Source organism: Clostridiales bacterium FE2011, assembly GCA_017569305.1.
Lineage (GTDB): Bacteria > Bacillota > Clostridia > Christensenellales > Aristaeellaceae > Aristaeella.
The window spans coordinates 3,399,213-3,414,009 of sequence record CP069418.1 but is presented as its reverse complement, the minus strand read 5'-3'; the positions used below and the strand labels follow the sequence as shown (position 1 = coordinate 3,414,009).

Sequence of the window (14,797 nt, the reverse complement as noted above, 5' to 3'; positions counted from 1 at the left end):
AATGTTTTCCTTCCTGTCTTTTCAGCAGGGGTGATCCTCCAAGATGGCCGCGGCTGCCTTCTTGCCGGCACCCATGGCCAGAATCACTGTTGCTGCACCGGTCACGGCGTCGCCGCCGGCATATACGTTCTTCTTGCCGGTCCTGCCGTTTTCATCGGTCTGGATGCCTCCCCACCGTTCAGTCGGCAGGTCAGGCGTGGTTTTCTTAATCAGGGGGTTGGGGCTGTTGCCGATTGCGATAATCACTGTCTCCATGGGCAGTTCATATTCGCTTCCTTCCACCGGCACCGGACGGCGGCGTCCGCGGTCATCCGGCTCGCCCAGCTGCATTTCAATGCAGCGGATCGCCTTCACAAAGCCGTTCTCATCGCCTTCAATGGAAGTAGGCGCGGTCAGCATATGGAAGTTGATGCCCTCTTCCTTGGCATGATGTACTTCTTCAGCACGGGCAGGCATTTCAGCTTCGCTGCGGCGGTAAAGAATCGTAACTTCAGCGCCCAGCCGTTTTGCGCAGCGGGCCGCGTCCATGGCCACGTTTCCGCCGCCGACAACCGCCACATGTTTGCCGATCTTCACGGGAGTGTCGTGCTCCGGGAAGGTGTAGGCCTTCATCAGGTTCAGCCGGGTCAGGAATTCGTTGGCGGAGTATACGCCGCACAGACTTTCTCCGGGGATCTTCTGGAAGTTCGGCAGTCCCGCGCCGCTGCCGATAAACACAGCGTCGTTGCCTTCTTCCAGCAGTTCGTCTACGGTAAAGGCCTTGCCGGCCACAGCGTTCGTAATAATCTTGACGCCCAGTTCCTTAAGGGTGCTGATCTCCCGTTCAACCAGTGCCTTGGGAAGACGGAACTCGGGGATGCCGTACATCAGCACGCCGCCGGCGGTATGAAGCGCTTCATACACCGTCACGTCCCAGCCGGCCTTGGCCAGTTCACCCGCGCAGGTCAGGCCTGCGGGGCCGCTGCCGATGATCGCGGCGCGTTTTCCGCAGGGAGCTGCTTTCGTTGTCATAGCCTTGCCCTGGGCCATGGCGGTATCCGCGGCGAATCTCTCCAGCCGGCCGATGCCGACAGGCTCGCCCTTGATGCCGCGCACACACTTGCTTTCGCACTGGGATTCCTGCGGGCATACACGGCCGCAGATTGCCGGCAGCGCGTTCTGGGAACGGATCACCTGGTAGGCGCCGTTGAAGTCGCCTTCCTTGATTTTCTCAATGAAATCAGGAATCGGAACATTCACCGGGCATCCGGAAACGCAGGGCGCGTTCTTGCAGTGCAGGCAGCGCTGTGCTTCCTCCACGGCGATATCAGCGGTATATCCGAGGGCTACCTCTTTAAAATTCCCGGCGCGGACCTGAGGATCCTGCTCGGGCATGGGATGTTTTTGAAGACTCATGTTAGCCATTTTACCGTTCCTCCCCTGTCAGCCTGCAAATGTGTTTTTCCCTGGCCTTTGCCTCTTCGGGGCGGAACATGCGTCCCCGGGCCATCGCTTCGTCAAAGTCCACCAGATGGCCGTCAAAGTCGGGGCCGTCCACGCACGCGAACTTTGTTTCCCCGCCGACAGTCAGCCGGCATCCGCCGCACATACCCGTTCCGTCGATCATGATCGGGTTCATGCTCACGATAGTCTTGATCCGGGGTTCTCTTGTCATGTCGCAAACAGCCTTCATCATCGGCAGCGGTCCGATGGCAATGACGGTGTCATAATTCCTGCCCGCATCCAGCTGTTTCTGCAGTGCCTGTGTCACAAAGCCTTTGTTGCCGTTGCTGCCGTCGTCTGTCATGATGATCAGGTTCGTGCAGGCGGCTTCCAGTTCATCCTTCAGGATGATCAGGTGTTCGTTCCGGAATCCGACAATCAGATCCACTTCCGCTCCGGCGTCATGCAGCGCTTTGGCCTGCGGATATGCGATAGCCACGCCCAGGCCGCCGCCGATTACGGCGCAGCGGTGAATGCCTTCGGTCTTTGTAGGCTCGCCCAGCGGTCCCACAAAATCCAGCAGGCTGTCGCCTTCGTTGAGGCTGTCCAGCTTTTCAGTCGTATAGCCGACTTTCTGGAATATAATCGTTACAGTTCCCTTTTCCCGGTCATATCCGGCAATGGTCAGCGGGACCCGTTCCCCTTCCTCATCAATACGGAAGATGATGAATTGTCCGGGCATCGCTTTACGGGCAACCAGGGGAGCTTCGATCTCCATCAGGGTTACCGTTTCGTTCAGAACGCGCTTTTTGACAATAGGATACATGACTGTCCCTCCGATATATATGGATGCAGTCTATTTTACTCTTTTCATTTTTCTTTATCAACTTGTTTTCGGCTTTCCTTCGTATTCTTTCCGTATTCCCCATCCACACAAAATACATGCTGCTTTTAACATACTTTTGCTCCAAAAATATAGGTTTAAACCATTAATTCTGAATTCTGAATTCTGAATTCTGAATTTTTTATACATTCCAGGATGTACTTTTTCTTCTCTATCGCTTTATTTTCAAGTGGCTCTGTGCTATAATCTCCTGTGAAATAAGACGAAGGAGGGTTCCTGTCTATGCCACTCGTAACCACTACAGAAATGTTTAAGAAGGCCTATGACGGCGGCTACGCTGTCGGCGCTTTCAACGTCAACAACATGGAAATCATCCAGGGCATCACTGAAGCCGCCGGCGAGCTGAAGGCTCCCGTCATCCTGCAGGTTTCTAAGGGCGCCCGCGCCTATGCCAACCACACCTACCTGGTGAAGCTGGTTGAGGCTGCTGTGATTGAAAACCCCGAAATCCCGATCGCTCTGCATCTGGACCACGGCGACAGCTTCGAGCTCTGTAAGAGCTGCATCGACGGCGGTTTCACTTCCGTCATGATCGACGCCTCTTCCAAGCCCTATGAAGAGAACATCGCCCTGACCCGCAAGGTTGTCGAATATGCTCATGACCACGGCGTGGTTGTTGAAGCTGAACTCGGCACCCTGGCCGGCGTTGAGGATGAAGTTTCCGTCGATGCCGATAAGGCTATGTACACCCATCCTGAAGAAGTGGTCGACTTCGCGACCCGCACCGGCTGCGACTCCCTGGCCATCGCCATCGGTACCAGCCACGGCGCTTACAAGTTCAAGCCCGGCACCAAGCCCCAGCTCCGGTTCGACGTGCTTGAAGAGTGCGCCAAGCAGCTGCCCGGCTTCCCGATCGTGCTCCACGGTTCTTCTTCCGTGCCGCAGGAATTCGTTGCCGAGATCAACAAGTACGGCGGAAACATGCCCGGTGCTATCGGCATTCCGGAAGAGCAGCTCCGTCAGGCCGCCCGCAGCGCTGTCTGCAAGATCAACATTGACTCCGACATCCGTCTGGCAATGACTGCTGTCATCCGTAAGTACTTTGCGGAGCATCCGGATCACTTCGATCCCCGTCAGTACCTCAAGCCTGCCCGTCAGGCCGTCAAGGACATGGTCGCTCATAAGATCGTTGACGTGCTCGGCTGCAACGGCAAAGCCTGATGCATTGATTCGCACAAACAAAAGCACGCTGGATAATCCAGCGTGCTTCTTTTTATGCTTCCTTTATTTCTTGGCGCTCGGGTCATAATACCTTTCCGCCCTGGGTTCGTATCTGTCACGGTACATCTTTTTCCGGCTGGTTTCCACACCGTTCGTGTATTCCACCAGGTAGCAGTCTACATTGCATCCGTCTTTCGCTTTGGCGACAAGGTCTCTGTCTCCTACAGGAACGGGATTCAGCGTGCAGGGGATCACTTCTTCCACTGTGACCATGTCATAACTGATGCTGCCCATATCCTTGCCGTAGATGGTAACCTCGCAGATCAGCTTTTTCTTTTCCTTCTTTGTGGCCGGGATGGTTTTCACATGGGCCACAATATAGATCGGAGCGTCAGAGGTATTCCTGAACGAGAAATCGATCTTCTTTCCGCCCCTGAACTCGGACCAGTAAACCGTTGCGTCCTTGCCATACTCCGTGTAGGTTACAGAATCGGAATGGGGCCTGCGCTCCAGGATCTGCATTCCGGCCCTGACGGCCGCCTGGTAAAGCGTTGTGCTGGCCTGGCATACGCCGCCGCCGTATCCTTCTTCGTGTTCCCCGTACACATATTCGGTTGCGGGATAGAAGCCGCGTTCCGGCGTCCGTTTACCAACCACCTTGTTGAAACTGAAGGTGCCGTTTGGCTCGATCATGGATCCGTAACTGTTGATGTAGTCAAACGCGAGCCGGATATTGTTGTTCCGGTTTTCTTCAGAATGCCTGCTGATTTCCGTGGTCGCGTATCCCCGGACCTTGTAGTTCATGATCAGGTCAGACCGGAAGACTGTCGGCGCAATCACGTCCGGGATCAGCTCAACCGATCCGCTTTCCATGGTGGAAACCATCTGGTAAAGCTTCTGCCGGATGGGCTCAATATCCAGGTTCCGTCCGTATTCTTCATCCGTGAATACAAAAGGATATTCCTGGTTCGGATCAAACTGTGTCATCGCCGCGTTCACCGCGGGTTTATCGATGGCTTCCTTGATCTGCATCAGCTTTTCGTCAATCACGTGCGTATTGCCGTCCGGCTGTGCTGTATAGTCGTTATAAGGGGTCTCCTCCAGCTGCAGCATTTCCGCATACCGCTGTTCGTTGTCTCCCGTATGTCCCTTGGCCCAGGCCTGGTACAGCACGCTCTGCGTATCAACGTTGAAGCCCATCATGTCCGCGTTGATTTCCAGCACCTGCTGATCGTTATAGGTCAGCTGGACCTTCCATGCGTCATGCCGCTGCTGGATCTGGCTGTTGACCGAGTTCAGGGCCTGCTCCGGCGTCATGCCGCCCAGGTGTATACCGTCAACGTAAACACCGGGACAGAACAGGTTGTTGTAGGCTTCCACCTTGTCGTTGATTTTTCTCGTCCTGAGCTGACTCGTGATCGAGAAATAAGCGCCTGTTCCGATGCCTCCGGCTAATAGAATCAGGAAGATCGCCAGCAGGACCGGATGTTTTTTCCGGGGCTTTTTCTGTTTGCCCTGGCTTCCGGCAGGAACAATATATCCGCGCTGGCCGCCGTTAAGGGGCTGCTGCTGCCCTGTATAGTAGGCGCTGTTCTGCTGCGGCGGCATCTGTCCGGGATAATATCCCGGCGGAACCTGCTGCCAGCCATCCCGCGGCTGTGGGTTCCGCTGCGGAACATATCCTCTGCTGGGGCCGGCAGAATGGTTCATCATGTTCCGTGCCGCGTCTTCCACTCTCTGCGGAATGCCGCTGTTTGCTGTGGAATTGTCTGCGTTCCGTTTCCTCGCCATCTGCCCGCCCCCTTTCTGTATTTATTTGCTTATCAAATGCGGATCAGGCTTCGCCCTGGGTCCGTGCTTCGCTCTGCGCGGGTTCCTGTTCTTCAGCAGGATCCTTTGCAAATGCTTCCATTTCCTTTTCGGTTTCCGCTTCAAAGGCTTCCTTGCTTTCGCGGATGATTTCCTCAGCTGTCCTCGGCTTGTCTTCCTTGGTAGCCTCAGGCATCTCACCCGTTTCCATCAGGGAAACAAACTCGGCGCGGTTCAGGGTCTCCTGCTCCAGCAGGGCCTGGGTCAGCAGTTCAAGCTTGTCCAGGTTGTCCGTCAGGATCTTCTTGGCCTTTTCATAGCACCTGGCCAGGATGGAAGCCACCTCACGGTCAATCTTCGCGGCGATCTCTTCGCTGTACTCACGGCTCTGGCCGAATTCCATACCGACGAACACTTCCTGGTCGCTTCCCAGGTAGATGGTGCCGATATTATCGCTCATGCCGAACTGCGTTACCATCTTCCGGCAGATCTCCGTCGCCCGCTTCAGGTCGCTGGAGGATCCGGTATATATTTCACCGAGTCCGACTTCTTCCGCGGCGTGTCCGCCCAGCATCATGGTGATCTGGTCAAACAGCTGGCTGCGGCTCATATTGTCATGTTCTTCAGCAGGCAGCGCCAGGGTATGTCCTGCCGCCTGTCCCCGGGGAACAATCGTGATCAGGTGCACTTCATCGCAGCCCTCCAGCAGATGGCCGATGATGGCGTGTCCGCCTTCGTGAATAGCCACCATGCGGCGGTCTTTCTCATTCACCTTGTGGCTCTTCTTTTCAGGACCCATCTGCACCCGGGCGATGGCGTCGATCAGCAGCTGCTGGTCAATCTTTTTCTTCCTGGCCCGGGCCGCGAGGATGGCGGCTTCGTTCATCACGTTCTCCAGGTCAGCGCCGGTAGCATACGGCATCCGCTTCGCGATGTTGTCCAGGTCTACGCTGTCATCCAGCTTCTTGCCCTTGCTGTGAACTTTCAGGATGGCTACGCGGCCGTTCTGGTCAGGATAATTGACCGTCACCTGCCGGTCGAAACGGCCGGGACGCATCAGGGCGGGGTCAAGGATGTCGCGGCGGTTGGTCGCAGCCATCACGATGATGCCTTCGTTCACGGCAAAACCGTCCATCTCAACCAGCAGCTGGTTCAGCGTCTGTTCACGTTCATCATGGCCGCCGCCGAGTCCGGCGCCGCGGTGACGTCCGACCGCGTCAATTTCATCAATAAATACGATGGCGGGCGCTACCTTCTTGGCCTGGTCAAACAGGTCGCGGACGCGGCTTGCGCCGACGCCTACAAACATCTCCACAAAGTCACTGCCGCTGATGGAGAAGAAAGGCACGCCTGCTTCACCGGCAACAGCCTTTGCCAGCAGGGTTTTACCGGTTCCGGGAGGTCCGACGAGCAGTACGCCCTTGGGAATCCTGGCGCCCAGTTCTGTGTAGTTCCGGGGATTCTTCAGGAAGTCAACCATTTCCTGGAGTTCTTCCTTCTCTTCATCCGCGCCGGCTACGTCAGCAAAGGTAATCTTGTTCTTCGTGGGATCCTGCATCCGGGCACGGCTCTTGCCAAAGGACATCACCTTTCCGCCGCCGCCTGCCTGGGAGCGGATCATCACAAACCAGATCACCGCCATAATGCCCAGCATGATCAGGTATGGCAGGAAATCATACCACCACGGAATCACAACAGGCGCACGGTATTCCAGGTCAAAGGACAGCTGGTCCACGGTAACTTGGTCCAGCGGCACATTCTTTTTATTGGCTTCGATCTGGCGTACGGTTTCCAGGAAATCATTGCCGATCGTGGTTTCAAAATCATAGTTCCGTTCCGGGAAATCATCCGCGGCCACGTTGGTGGATTTGGTCACGCCAACCAGGGCGTTGTTTCGGATGGCAACCCTGGATACTTTACCTTCCTTGATCATTTCCAGCAGCTGCGGATATTCAATCCTGCGGCTTACAGTCTGGCTCAGTCCGCCGTTCAGCAGGATCGCAATCAGCAGCAGTGTGGAAAGAAGCACAACATACCCGACGATACCTCTTGAAGGTTTTCTATTCAAAAGAGATTCCCCCTTTTACTTTCTTATTTGTCTCCGTAAATTTTCGGAGAAAGAACGCCGATATCCGGCAGGTTACGGTATGTCTGGTCGTAATCCAGCCCGTAGCCTACCACAAAGGCGTCCGGGATGTCAAAGCACACATAGTCCACCTTCAGGTCAGGTACGGTACGCCGGGCTGTTTTGTCTAGCAGGGCGGCAATCCGGATGGATGCGGCTCCACGATGCGCCAGCATGCTCTTCAGGTAGTTCAGCGTAACGCCTGTGTCGACGATATCCTCAACAATGATGACGTCCTTGCCGACGATATCCTTGTCCAGGTCCTTCAGCACGCGTACGACGCCGCTGGTCTTTGTAGCGCTGCCGTAACTGGAAATGGCCATGAAGTCCGCCGTCACCGGCAGGTCGATTTCCCGCATCAGGTCGGAGAAAAACAGCACTGCGCCTTTCAGGATGCAGACCAGCACAGGCTCCTTTCCGGCATAATCCTTGGTAATCTTCTGACCGAGTTCCCTGACTTTTTCCGCGATTTCTTCTTTGGTTACAAGGATCCTGTCCAGGTCCTCATAAATCTTCGCGTTCTGTTCCATGTGTGTGGTTCCTCTCTTGTTTATTCTGTCCAGGGCGTCTCACCGTGCCAGGTAATGCGCACGGGATGATCCTCCCCGTTCCATCTGGGTATATTGCCTGCCCCTACGCCGCAGACCAGCAGGACTTCGTTTCCCCTGCAGATCAGCGGGATCCGGTCCCGGAAAGGCTCACCGATTCGTCTGTCTGTCAGGTAATCCTGCAGTTTCCGGCTGCCTGCGCTTCCGAATGGCCTGATTCTGTCACCAGGTCGGCGTGTACGGATTTCGCATCCATCGAAGAATCCCTCCGGAACCTCCTGGGTATTCTTACCGTCCCCGGGGTTCCCTTCTGAAGGGCCGACCGTGATCCGGTATTCTCCGAACACAGTCTCTTCACCGGAAAAAGCAACCGGTTCAGGAGCTTCTTCCTTTTCGCTTCCCTGCAGGATCAGGTGCTTTCCGGTCCTTACCGCATAGACTCCGCCGGGAAGATTGATCTTTCCCTTGGTCACATCCAGCAGTGCGGTCAGCGCTTCGGTTTGCGCGGCACTCAGTGCATGTTCCTCCAGCACCGGACCTTCCGTTTTCCACCATTTCCGGAGTACCCGCCGTCGCACAGCCTCTGGCTCTCCGGCGATCGCAGCTGCGTTCAGGATACAGCCCGTTGAGTTCTCCCGGAGCAGCCTTTCTGCCGTCGTGTCCAGTACGTCGTTATCCGCCGCGATCATCCCGGCTGTCCGGCAGATTTTGTCAACGGCAGAATCGGAAATGGCTTCCAGGGCGGGAATCAGTTCCTGCCGGATCCTGTTCCGAAGGTAAGCTGTATCGGTATTTGTTGAATCTTCCCGCCATCCGGTTCCGTCTTCTGTCAGGGCCTTCCGGATCTCTTCCCGCCTGATTCGAAGCATCGGGCGAAGAATGCGGATTCCGTCCACCGTTTCATCTTCCCTCATGCATTCCAGTCCTTCCGGACCGGCACCCCTTGTCAGGCGCATCAGGAAGGTTTCTGCCTGGTCATCCGCATGGTGGGCAAGGATCAGGCCGTCTGCCTTGAAAGCCTCGTATCTTTCCCGGAAAAAACCGTATCGGGCTTTCCTTGCGGAATCCTCATCGGTTTTCCCCTGAAGATCAGCCCGGTAAACGGTCAGCGGAATGCCTTCCCGCTCACACAATTCGCGGCAGAACTTCTCGTCACCGTCAGACTCAGTCCCGCGCAGCCCGTGATTCACGTGTACGGCTTCCGCGGCAATCCGGCCCTCCCTGATATCGGGAAGCAGCGTCATCAGCAGCGCAACGCTGTCCGCTCCTCCGGATAATCCGATCAGGTAACGTCCTGTTTCTATAGGATATAACCGCTCCCTGAGTCTGTCTGTTGCTTTCATAATCGTCAGTTATTTCGGTCTCTCCGGCGCAAGGCAGATGTGGCACGGCTTCAGTTCGGAGTGCGCGCCTTGCAGCAGTTCGCCGTAGGTAAACTGTCCCTGCATGGGCAGGTACTTGCTGTTGGTCGTCTTGCAGTTGGGATCCCTGTGATACTTGGACCCGCCCTCGGGATTGTAATACAGGATTGTATTACTGGTGGTTTCCATCGTGGGGGTGGCTTCAGGTACCGGTGTGACCGTAACCACTTCCTCCTCATTTGTTACCATGCTGGAAGGATCAATGTACCATTGATCGTCTTCACCCTTTTTCACGCTGATTTCCATTAGATATTTTTTCGGATCTTTACCGTCGTTTTTATCCATGTTAACTTCAGCGTTAACGGTACGCATCGTATCATATGCGGTTCCGGAAAGTGAAAGAAATTTAAAATCTTTCGGTATTCTGTTTTTTGTAACAGAAAACAGTGCCTGCTGAACGTTTTCCTGTTTGTTCTGCCAGTCAATGTGACAGTATTTCAACATTCCGGGGATATCATTTCCGGACCACAGTGTCATAAACTCAACTACACGTCTTTTGATTTCTTCTTCTCCGCCTTCAGGTATCGGTGTTTCTATTTCAGCCGGAGCGGGAGTAACCGCTGTGTTATTAGCCACAGCGCCGTAAGGATTATTTTCAACGGCCCCGGCGTTTCCGGTATAATCCTGCTGTACTGTCTGCTGTTGCTGCTGTTGCTGCTGCTGCGGATTCGTCTTCTTTGTACCCTGTCCGCCTGTCACAAGTCCGATGATCGTAACCAGTGCAAGTACGCCGAATACGATGGAGAAGCACAGCCGCTTGTTATTGTCTGTCAGGTTCTTCAACCACAGCGCTGCTGCCGTGCCGGCCGTCAGGAGAAGGAATACCCATTTCATCGCGCCCATGCCGTTAATAAACATGCCCAGCACAAAGAATACCAGCAGTGTGGCACATATAATCAGAAGATATGCGTCCGTCAGCACAAAGGGTTGTTTCCTGACAGGAACCGGCTGGGGTACATATCCGCCGCCGTTCAGCGGAACCTGTCCGCCTTGTTCCTGCAGCGGATTCATGGGTGCCTGCTGGCGTCCCATCTGCGTATAGGCAGCGTTGTATCCCTGGGCGTATCCGGTGGGAGCCTGGTATCCCGGCGTCGTATATCCCGGGCTGTAGGGAGTCTGCGGAATGTAGCTTCCGGCGGGCTGCTGGCTGGCAGTGGGATAGGTATATCCTGTCATACCGGCAGGATTCGCCTGCGGGTATCCGTTCTGCTGCGTATAAGCGTTTCCGGCAGGATACCCGGCATTCTGGGGCTGGGTATATCCTGTCTGGGCATACCCGTTCTGCGCAAAGGATCCCTGACCGACATATCCGGTATTATCATTCGCTCCGGCCGGCGTCTGTCCGCCGGGAACCTGGGGCGTCTGGTAAGTCCTGGGTGCCTGGTATCCCTGCATCTGGGTATATCCTGTCGCCTGGGGATAGCCCTGGGGATTCTGGTATCCCTGGGGTGCCTGATATTCCTGCTGATTCTGATATCCCTGCTGTGTGGGATATCCGGGATAAGCGGCTCCGCCGGGATAGCTTCCCTGCGGGTAACCGTTCTGCTGCGGATATCCACCCTGATAGGGGTTCTGATCTTTCTTTCTCATATCTTTTCCTTTCCGCTTCAGGCGGTGATTGTCGCACTTTGAGGGCATGAGAAACCGGCTTTGTGCACAGCAACTCAATATAAAATTTTAACATTCATACGCTTTATTGTAAAGGATAAACTGATCAATTGAGTACGTCAGATGCTGAATTGTTTTTATGTCAGAATCGTTCACATTTTTGTCTTTCCTTCCTCCTTTGGCGACATTGACACCTCTTTTAACACTATGATAAAATAATGTAGTTTTTGAGAAATGGAGGGGTCTGTTTGCCATTCCGGGGTCGCTCATCTCATCAGACAAAAACAGCTGTCCTGATTGGCCTCCTTTCATTGGTTCTTTATGTCTTATTGGGCCTTGCGTTTTTCGCGTGCCTTTCTATAACAAACGTCTTCCTGGTTCATGTAAACCGTACCCTGGCCACAACCCTGCTGACCTATACCGCCATGAGCATCGCCATGCATGCGGTGTACGGCGGCTATGAAGTCGGCCGCAAAAAGAACAAGCCCGTGATTTCCGCCATGATTTCCGGTATCGCCATTACGGATATTGTCACCTATCTCCAGCTGGAAATCATGAACGTTAACAAAGATTATAACGATCGTCTGGTCATTTTTGGTCCCGATCTGCTTTGCCTTCTTCTCTGCTTTATCATCCAGATCATCATCATTATCCTGTTTGTCCGCGTCGGCAATCAGCTTTATTTCTATTTCACTCCGCCCAGGAGCTGCCTGCTGATCCTCGGTTCTCCCTCTCAGGAAGCTGCACTCCGTTCCAAGATTGAGCGCTATAAGCTTCAGTGGCGTATAGATGATGTTGTCCTTTACAATGTGCCAGATCTGACCCGTCGTATTGAAAAGGCCGATGTCATTTTCCTCGGTCATCTTCCTTCCGGCGCCAAGATTGAGCTGATGAAGATCTGCTATGATGACCGCAAGGACGTCATGTGCAAGGCTGAGCTGGAAGACATCATGTTCTGTAATGCCCGTCCTGCCATTGTGGACGATGCGGCATTCCTCTCTATGGATTACAACAAGATCACCCCATTCCAGTTTGTTGCCAAGCGCTGCGGGGACATCATACTTTCTTCCCTTGCCCTGATTTTCTTTACGCCTTTAATCATTCTGTTTTCTATCCTGATTAAACTGGAAGACGGCGGCCCGGTGATCTTCAAGCAATCCCGTCTCACCGTCGCCGGCAGGCCTTTCACCATCCGTAAATTCCGTACCATGACTCCCCACAGTGAGCTGGATGAGGTTCAGGTTTCCGTCGCCGTGGATGATCCCCGGATCACGAAGGTCGGTGCCTTCCTGCGCCGGTTCCGCCTGGATGAGATTCCCCAGTTCTTTAATATCCTTATCGGCGATATGTCCATCGTTGGCCCCCGACCCGAGATGATGGCCAACGTGGCCCGCTATAAAATGAATCTGCCCAGCTTCGTTTACCGTGAAAAAATGAAAGCAGGCCTCACAGGTTATGCCCAGATTGAAGGACGGTACAACACTTCAGCGGAAGATAAGCTCATGCTGGATATGATGTATATCGAAAGCTTCTCCATCTGGCTGGATGTGAAGCTGATGCTCAGAACCTTTACTATCCTGTTCAAAAAAGATTCAACCCAGGGCTTTCAGAAGAGTCCCGGTTCGAATATCTTAGAAAAAAACAAGGAGATATTGAAAAATGAACACAACACTTCTGATCATGGCAGCCGGTCTCGGATCCCGGTACGGCGGAAACAAACAGATTGACAGAATCGGACCTAACGGTGAAATCCTGATGGAGTATTCCATCCATGATGCGGTGGAAGCCGGTTTCGATAAGGTGGTTTTTGTCATCCGCAAGAGCATGGATGAACTCTTCCGTTCCATGATCGGTGACAAGATCGCGAAGAAGGTTCATGTGGAATATGCTTATCAGGAATATGATTCCCTGCCCGGCGGTTTCGTTCCCCCGGCCGATCGTACCAAGCCCTATGGTACGGTTCATGCGGTAATGTGCGCAAAGGACGTAATCAATGAGCCCTTTGCCGTCATCAATGCGGATGACTATTATGGCCGCGACGCCTTCAAGGCCATGGCGGATGCCCTGCATCGCCTGCAGGCTGAAGAAAACAAAGCCTACATGGTCGCCTATTATCTGAAGAACACCGTTTCCAAGCACGGCCATGTGACCCGCGGCGTCTGCACCACGGAAGACGGCCACCTGGTCAAGGTGACGGAAACCTTCAATATCCTGCCCTTCCCGGATGGCACCATCCGTGATATCCACGACAATCCTGAAGGAATCATCCTGGATCCGGATGCCCTCGTTTCCATGAATCTCTGGGGTTTTGCTCCTGACTTCTTCGAGGATGGTGTAAAATACCTGGACGCTTTCCTGAAGGATGATTCCGGCGATCCCCTGAAGAAGGAGTGCCTCCTGCCCTCCCTGGTGGATTCGCTCATGCAGACCAAGGGCCTGCGGGTTGAGGTGCTTTCCACGGATGCCGTTTGGTTCGGCGTTACCTATAAGGAAGATAAGGAATACGTCAGCGCGGAGCTGAAAAAACTGCATGACGCCGGCGTTTATCCCGCCGCCCTGTAAGAACAGGATTAATTCGGATCGTTTCTTCGGAAACGATCCGTTATCAAAAAGAAAAGGAATTAACTGACATGAAGATTCTTTTAACCGGCGGTGCCGGTTTTATCGGGTCCCATACCTGTGTTGAACTGTGCAATGCCGGACATGAACCCGTCATTGTGGACAATTATATCAACAGCTGCCCGGAGTCCATCCGCCGCATTGAAAAGATTGTCGGCCGTCCGATTCCCCATTATGAGGCGGATGTGGCTGATAAGGCAGCCATGGATCGTATCTTCAGCGAGAACGACTTCGACTGCGTCATTCATTTTGCCGGCCTGAAGGCAGTCGGTGAAAGCGTTTCCCAGCCTCTCCGTTATTACCGCAATAACCTGGATACGACCCTGACCCTGTGTGAAACCATGCAGGCTCACGGCGTCAAGCGCCTTGTCTTCTCCTCTTCCGCCACTGTCTATGGCAATCAGACAGAAGTGCCCTACCGTGAGGATATGGTTTCCCTGGGCTGCACCAATCCCTATGGCTGGACCAAATACATGATTGAAAAGATCTTGGAGGGCCAGGTTGTGGCTGATCCGGAGTGGAGCGTCGTCCTGCTTCGCTACTTCAATCCCATCGGTGCTCATGAGTCCGGTTTGATCGGTGAGGATCCTGCCGGCCTGCCCAATAACCTTGTTCCCTTCATCGCCAAGGTGGCTGTCGGCCAGCTGGAAAAGCTCTCCGTTTTCGGCAATGATTATCCTACGCCCGATGGTACCGGCGTCCGGGATTATATCCATGTCGTTGACCTGGCCAAGGGCCATGTCAAGGCCTGTGATTATGCCGCTGCCCATACCGGCTCCGAGATCATCAATCTCGGCACCGGCCATGGCTATTCCGTCCTGGAGCTGGTCAATACTTATTCCCGCGTGAATGATGTTGCCGTTCCTTATGTCATTGCTCCTCGTCGTCCCGGCGACATCGCGGAAAACTATGCCGATCCTTCCAAGGCCAAGGCTCTCCTCGGCTGGGAAGCCGAAAAGACCCTCGAGGACATGTGCCGCGACTCTTATCGTTTCCAGAAGAATAATCCTAAAGGGTATCATGAATAATCTCCTTCCGGAGATTATTTATAACTCTACACTCTTCACTCTTCACTGATCACTCATAACTTATAAACTTAAAAACTGCTTCCTTTCGGAAGCAGTTTTATCCATCATTATTCATTTTTAAGTTTTAAGTTTTCAGTATTCATTAAAAGAAT

11 protein-coding genes are annotated in these 14,797 nt (G+C 53.9%); 4 read left to right on the top strand and 7 right to left on the bottom strand.

From position 1 onward, the window contains the following. Positions 1–21: 21 nt before the first annotated feature. The gene (gltA, locus tag JRC49_15275) at positions 22–1,404 is read right to left on the bottom strand and encodes an NADPH-dependent glutamate synthase (GenBank protein ID QTE71121.1); all 1,383 of its coding nucleotides are present in this window, start codon (positions 1,402–1,404) and stop codon (positions 22–24) included. 1 nt (position 1,405) lies between these two features. Continuing rightward, a complete protein-coding gene (locus JRC49_15270) occupies positions 1,406–2,248 on the bottom strand; it encodes a sulfide/dihydroorotate dehydrogenase-like FAD/NAD-binding protein (GenBank protein QTE71120.1) in 843 nt (280 codons plus the stop codon). 300 nt (positions 2,249–2,548) lie between these two features. Between JRC49_15270 and fba the strand changes: the two genes are divergently transcribed. Next, positions 2,549–3,487: a class II fructose-1,6-bisphosphate aldolase gene (gene fba, locus JRC49_15265; protein QTE71119.1), complete on the top strand. Its 939-nt coding sequence runs from the start codon at positions 2,549–2,551 to the stop codon at positions 3,485–3,487. Positions 3,488–3,550: 63 nt separating this feature from the next. On the opposite strand, the gene JRC49_15260 is transcribed toward fba, so the two are convergent. The 5 genes from JRC49_15260 to JRC49_15240 form a co-directional block, all read right to left on the bottom strand. After that, complete coding sequence (locus JRC49_15260; GenBank protein QTE71118.1) at positions 3,551–5,278, bottom strand: VanW family protein; 1,728 nt, start codon at positions 5,276–5,278, stop codon at positions 3,551–3,553. Between the two features lie 43 nt (positions 5,279–5,321). Then, complete coding sequence (ftsH, locus tag JRC49_15255) at positions 5,322–7,325, bottom strand: ATP-dependent zinc metalloprotease FtsH (protein QTE72900.1); 2,004 nt, start codon at positions 7,323–7,325, stop codon at positions 5,322–5,324. Positions 7,326–7,387: 62 nt separating this feature from the next. Continuing rightward, a complete protein-coding gene (gene hpt, locus JRC49_15250; GenBank protein QTE71117.1) occupies positions 7,388–7,951 on the bottom strand; it encodes a hypoxanthine phosphoribosyltransferase in 564 nt (187 codons plus the stop codon). 20 nt (positions 7,952–7,971) lie between these two features. Further along, the gene (gene tilS / locus JRC49_15245; GenBank protein ID QTE71116.1) at positions 7,972–9,312 is read right to left on the bottom strand and encodes a tRNA lysidine(34) synthetase TilS; all 1,341 of its coding nucleotides are present in this window, start codon (positions 9,310–9,312) and stop codon (positions 7,972–7,974) included. Between the two features lie 9 nt (positions 9,313–9,321). After that, on the bottom strand, positions 9,322–10,980 hold the full coding sequence (locus JRC49_15240; protein QTE71115.1) for a hypothetical protein: 1,659 nt from the start codon (positions 10,978–10,980) through the stop codon (positions 9,322–9,324). A gap of 347 nt (positions 10,981–11,327) precedes the next feature. Between JRC49_15240 and JRC49_15235 the strand changes: the two genes are divergently transcribed. The 3 genes from JRC49_15235 to galE all read left to right on the top strand — a co-directional run bounded on the left by JRC49_15235 (position 11,328) and on the right by galE (position 14,645). Beyond that, the gene (locus tag JRC49_15235; GenBank protein ID QTE71114.1) at positions 11,328–12,725 is read left to right on the top strand and encodes an exopolysaccharide biosynthesis polyprenyl glycosylphosphotransferase; all 1,398 of its coding nucleotides are present in this window, start codon (positions 11,328–11,330) and stop codon (positions 12,723–12,725) included. Continuing rightward, positions 12,658–13,560 (top strand): NTP transferase domain-containing protein, encoded by a 903-nt coding sequence (locus tag JRC49_15230; GenBank protein QTE71113.1) that lies wholly within the window; start codon positions 12,658–12,660, stop codon positions 13,558–13,560. Before JRC49_15235 ends, JRC49_15230 begins: the two co-directional genes overlap by 68 nt. 68 nt (positions 13,561–13,628) lie before the next feature. Continuing rightward, positions 13,629–14,645 carry a UDP-glucose 4-epimerase GalE gene (gene galE / locus JRC49_15225; GenBank protein QTE71112.1) on the top strand — a complete coding sequence of 339 codons (1,017 nt, stop codon included), beginning with the start codon at positions 13,629–13,631 and terminating at the stop codon, positions 14,643–14,645. The last annotated feature ends 152 nt before the right edge of the window (positions 14,646–14,797 follow it).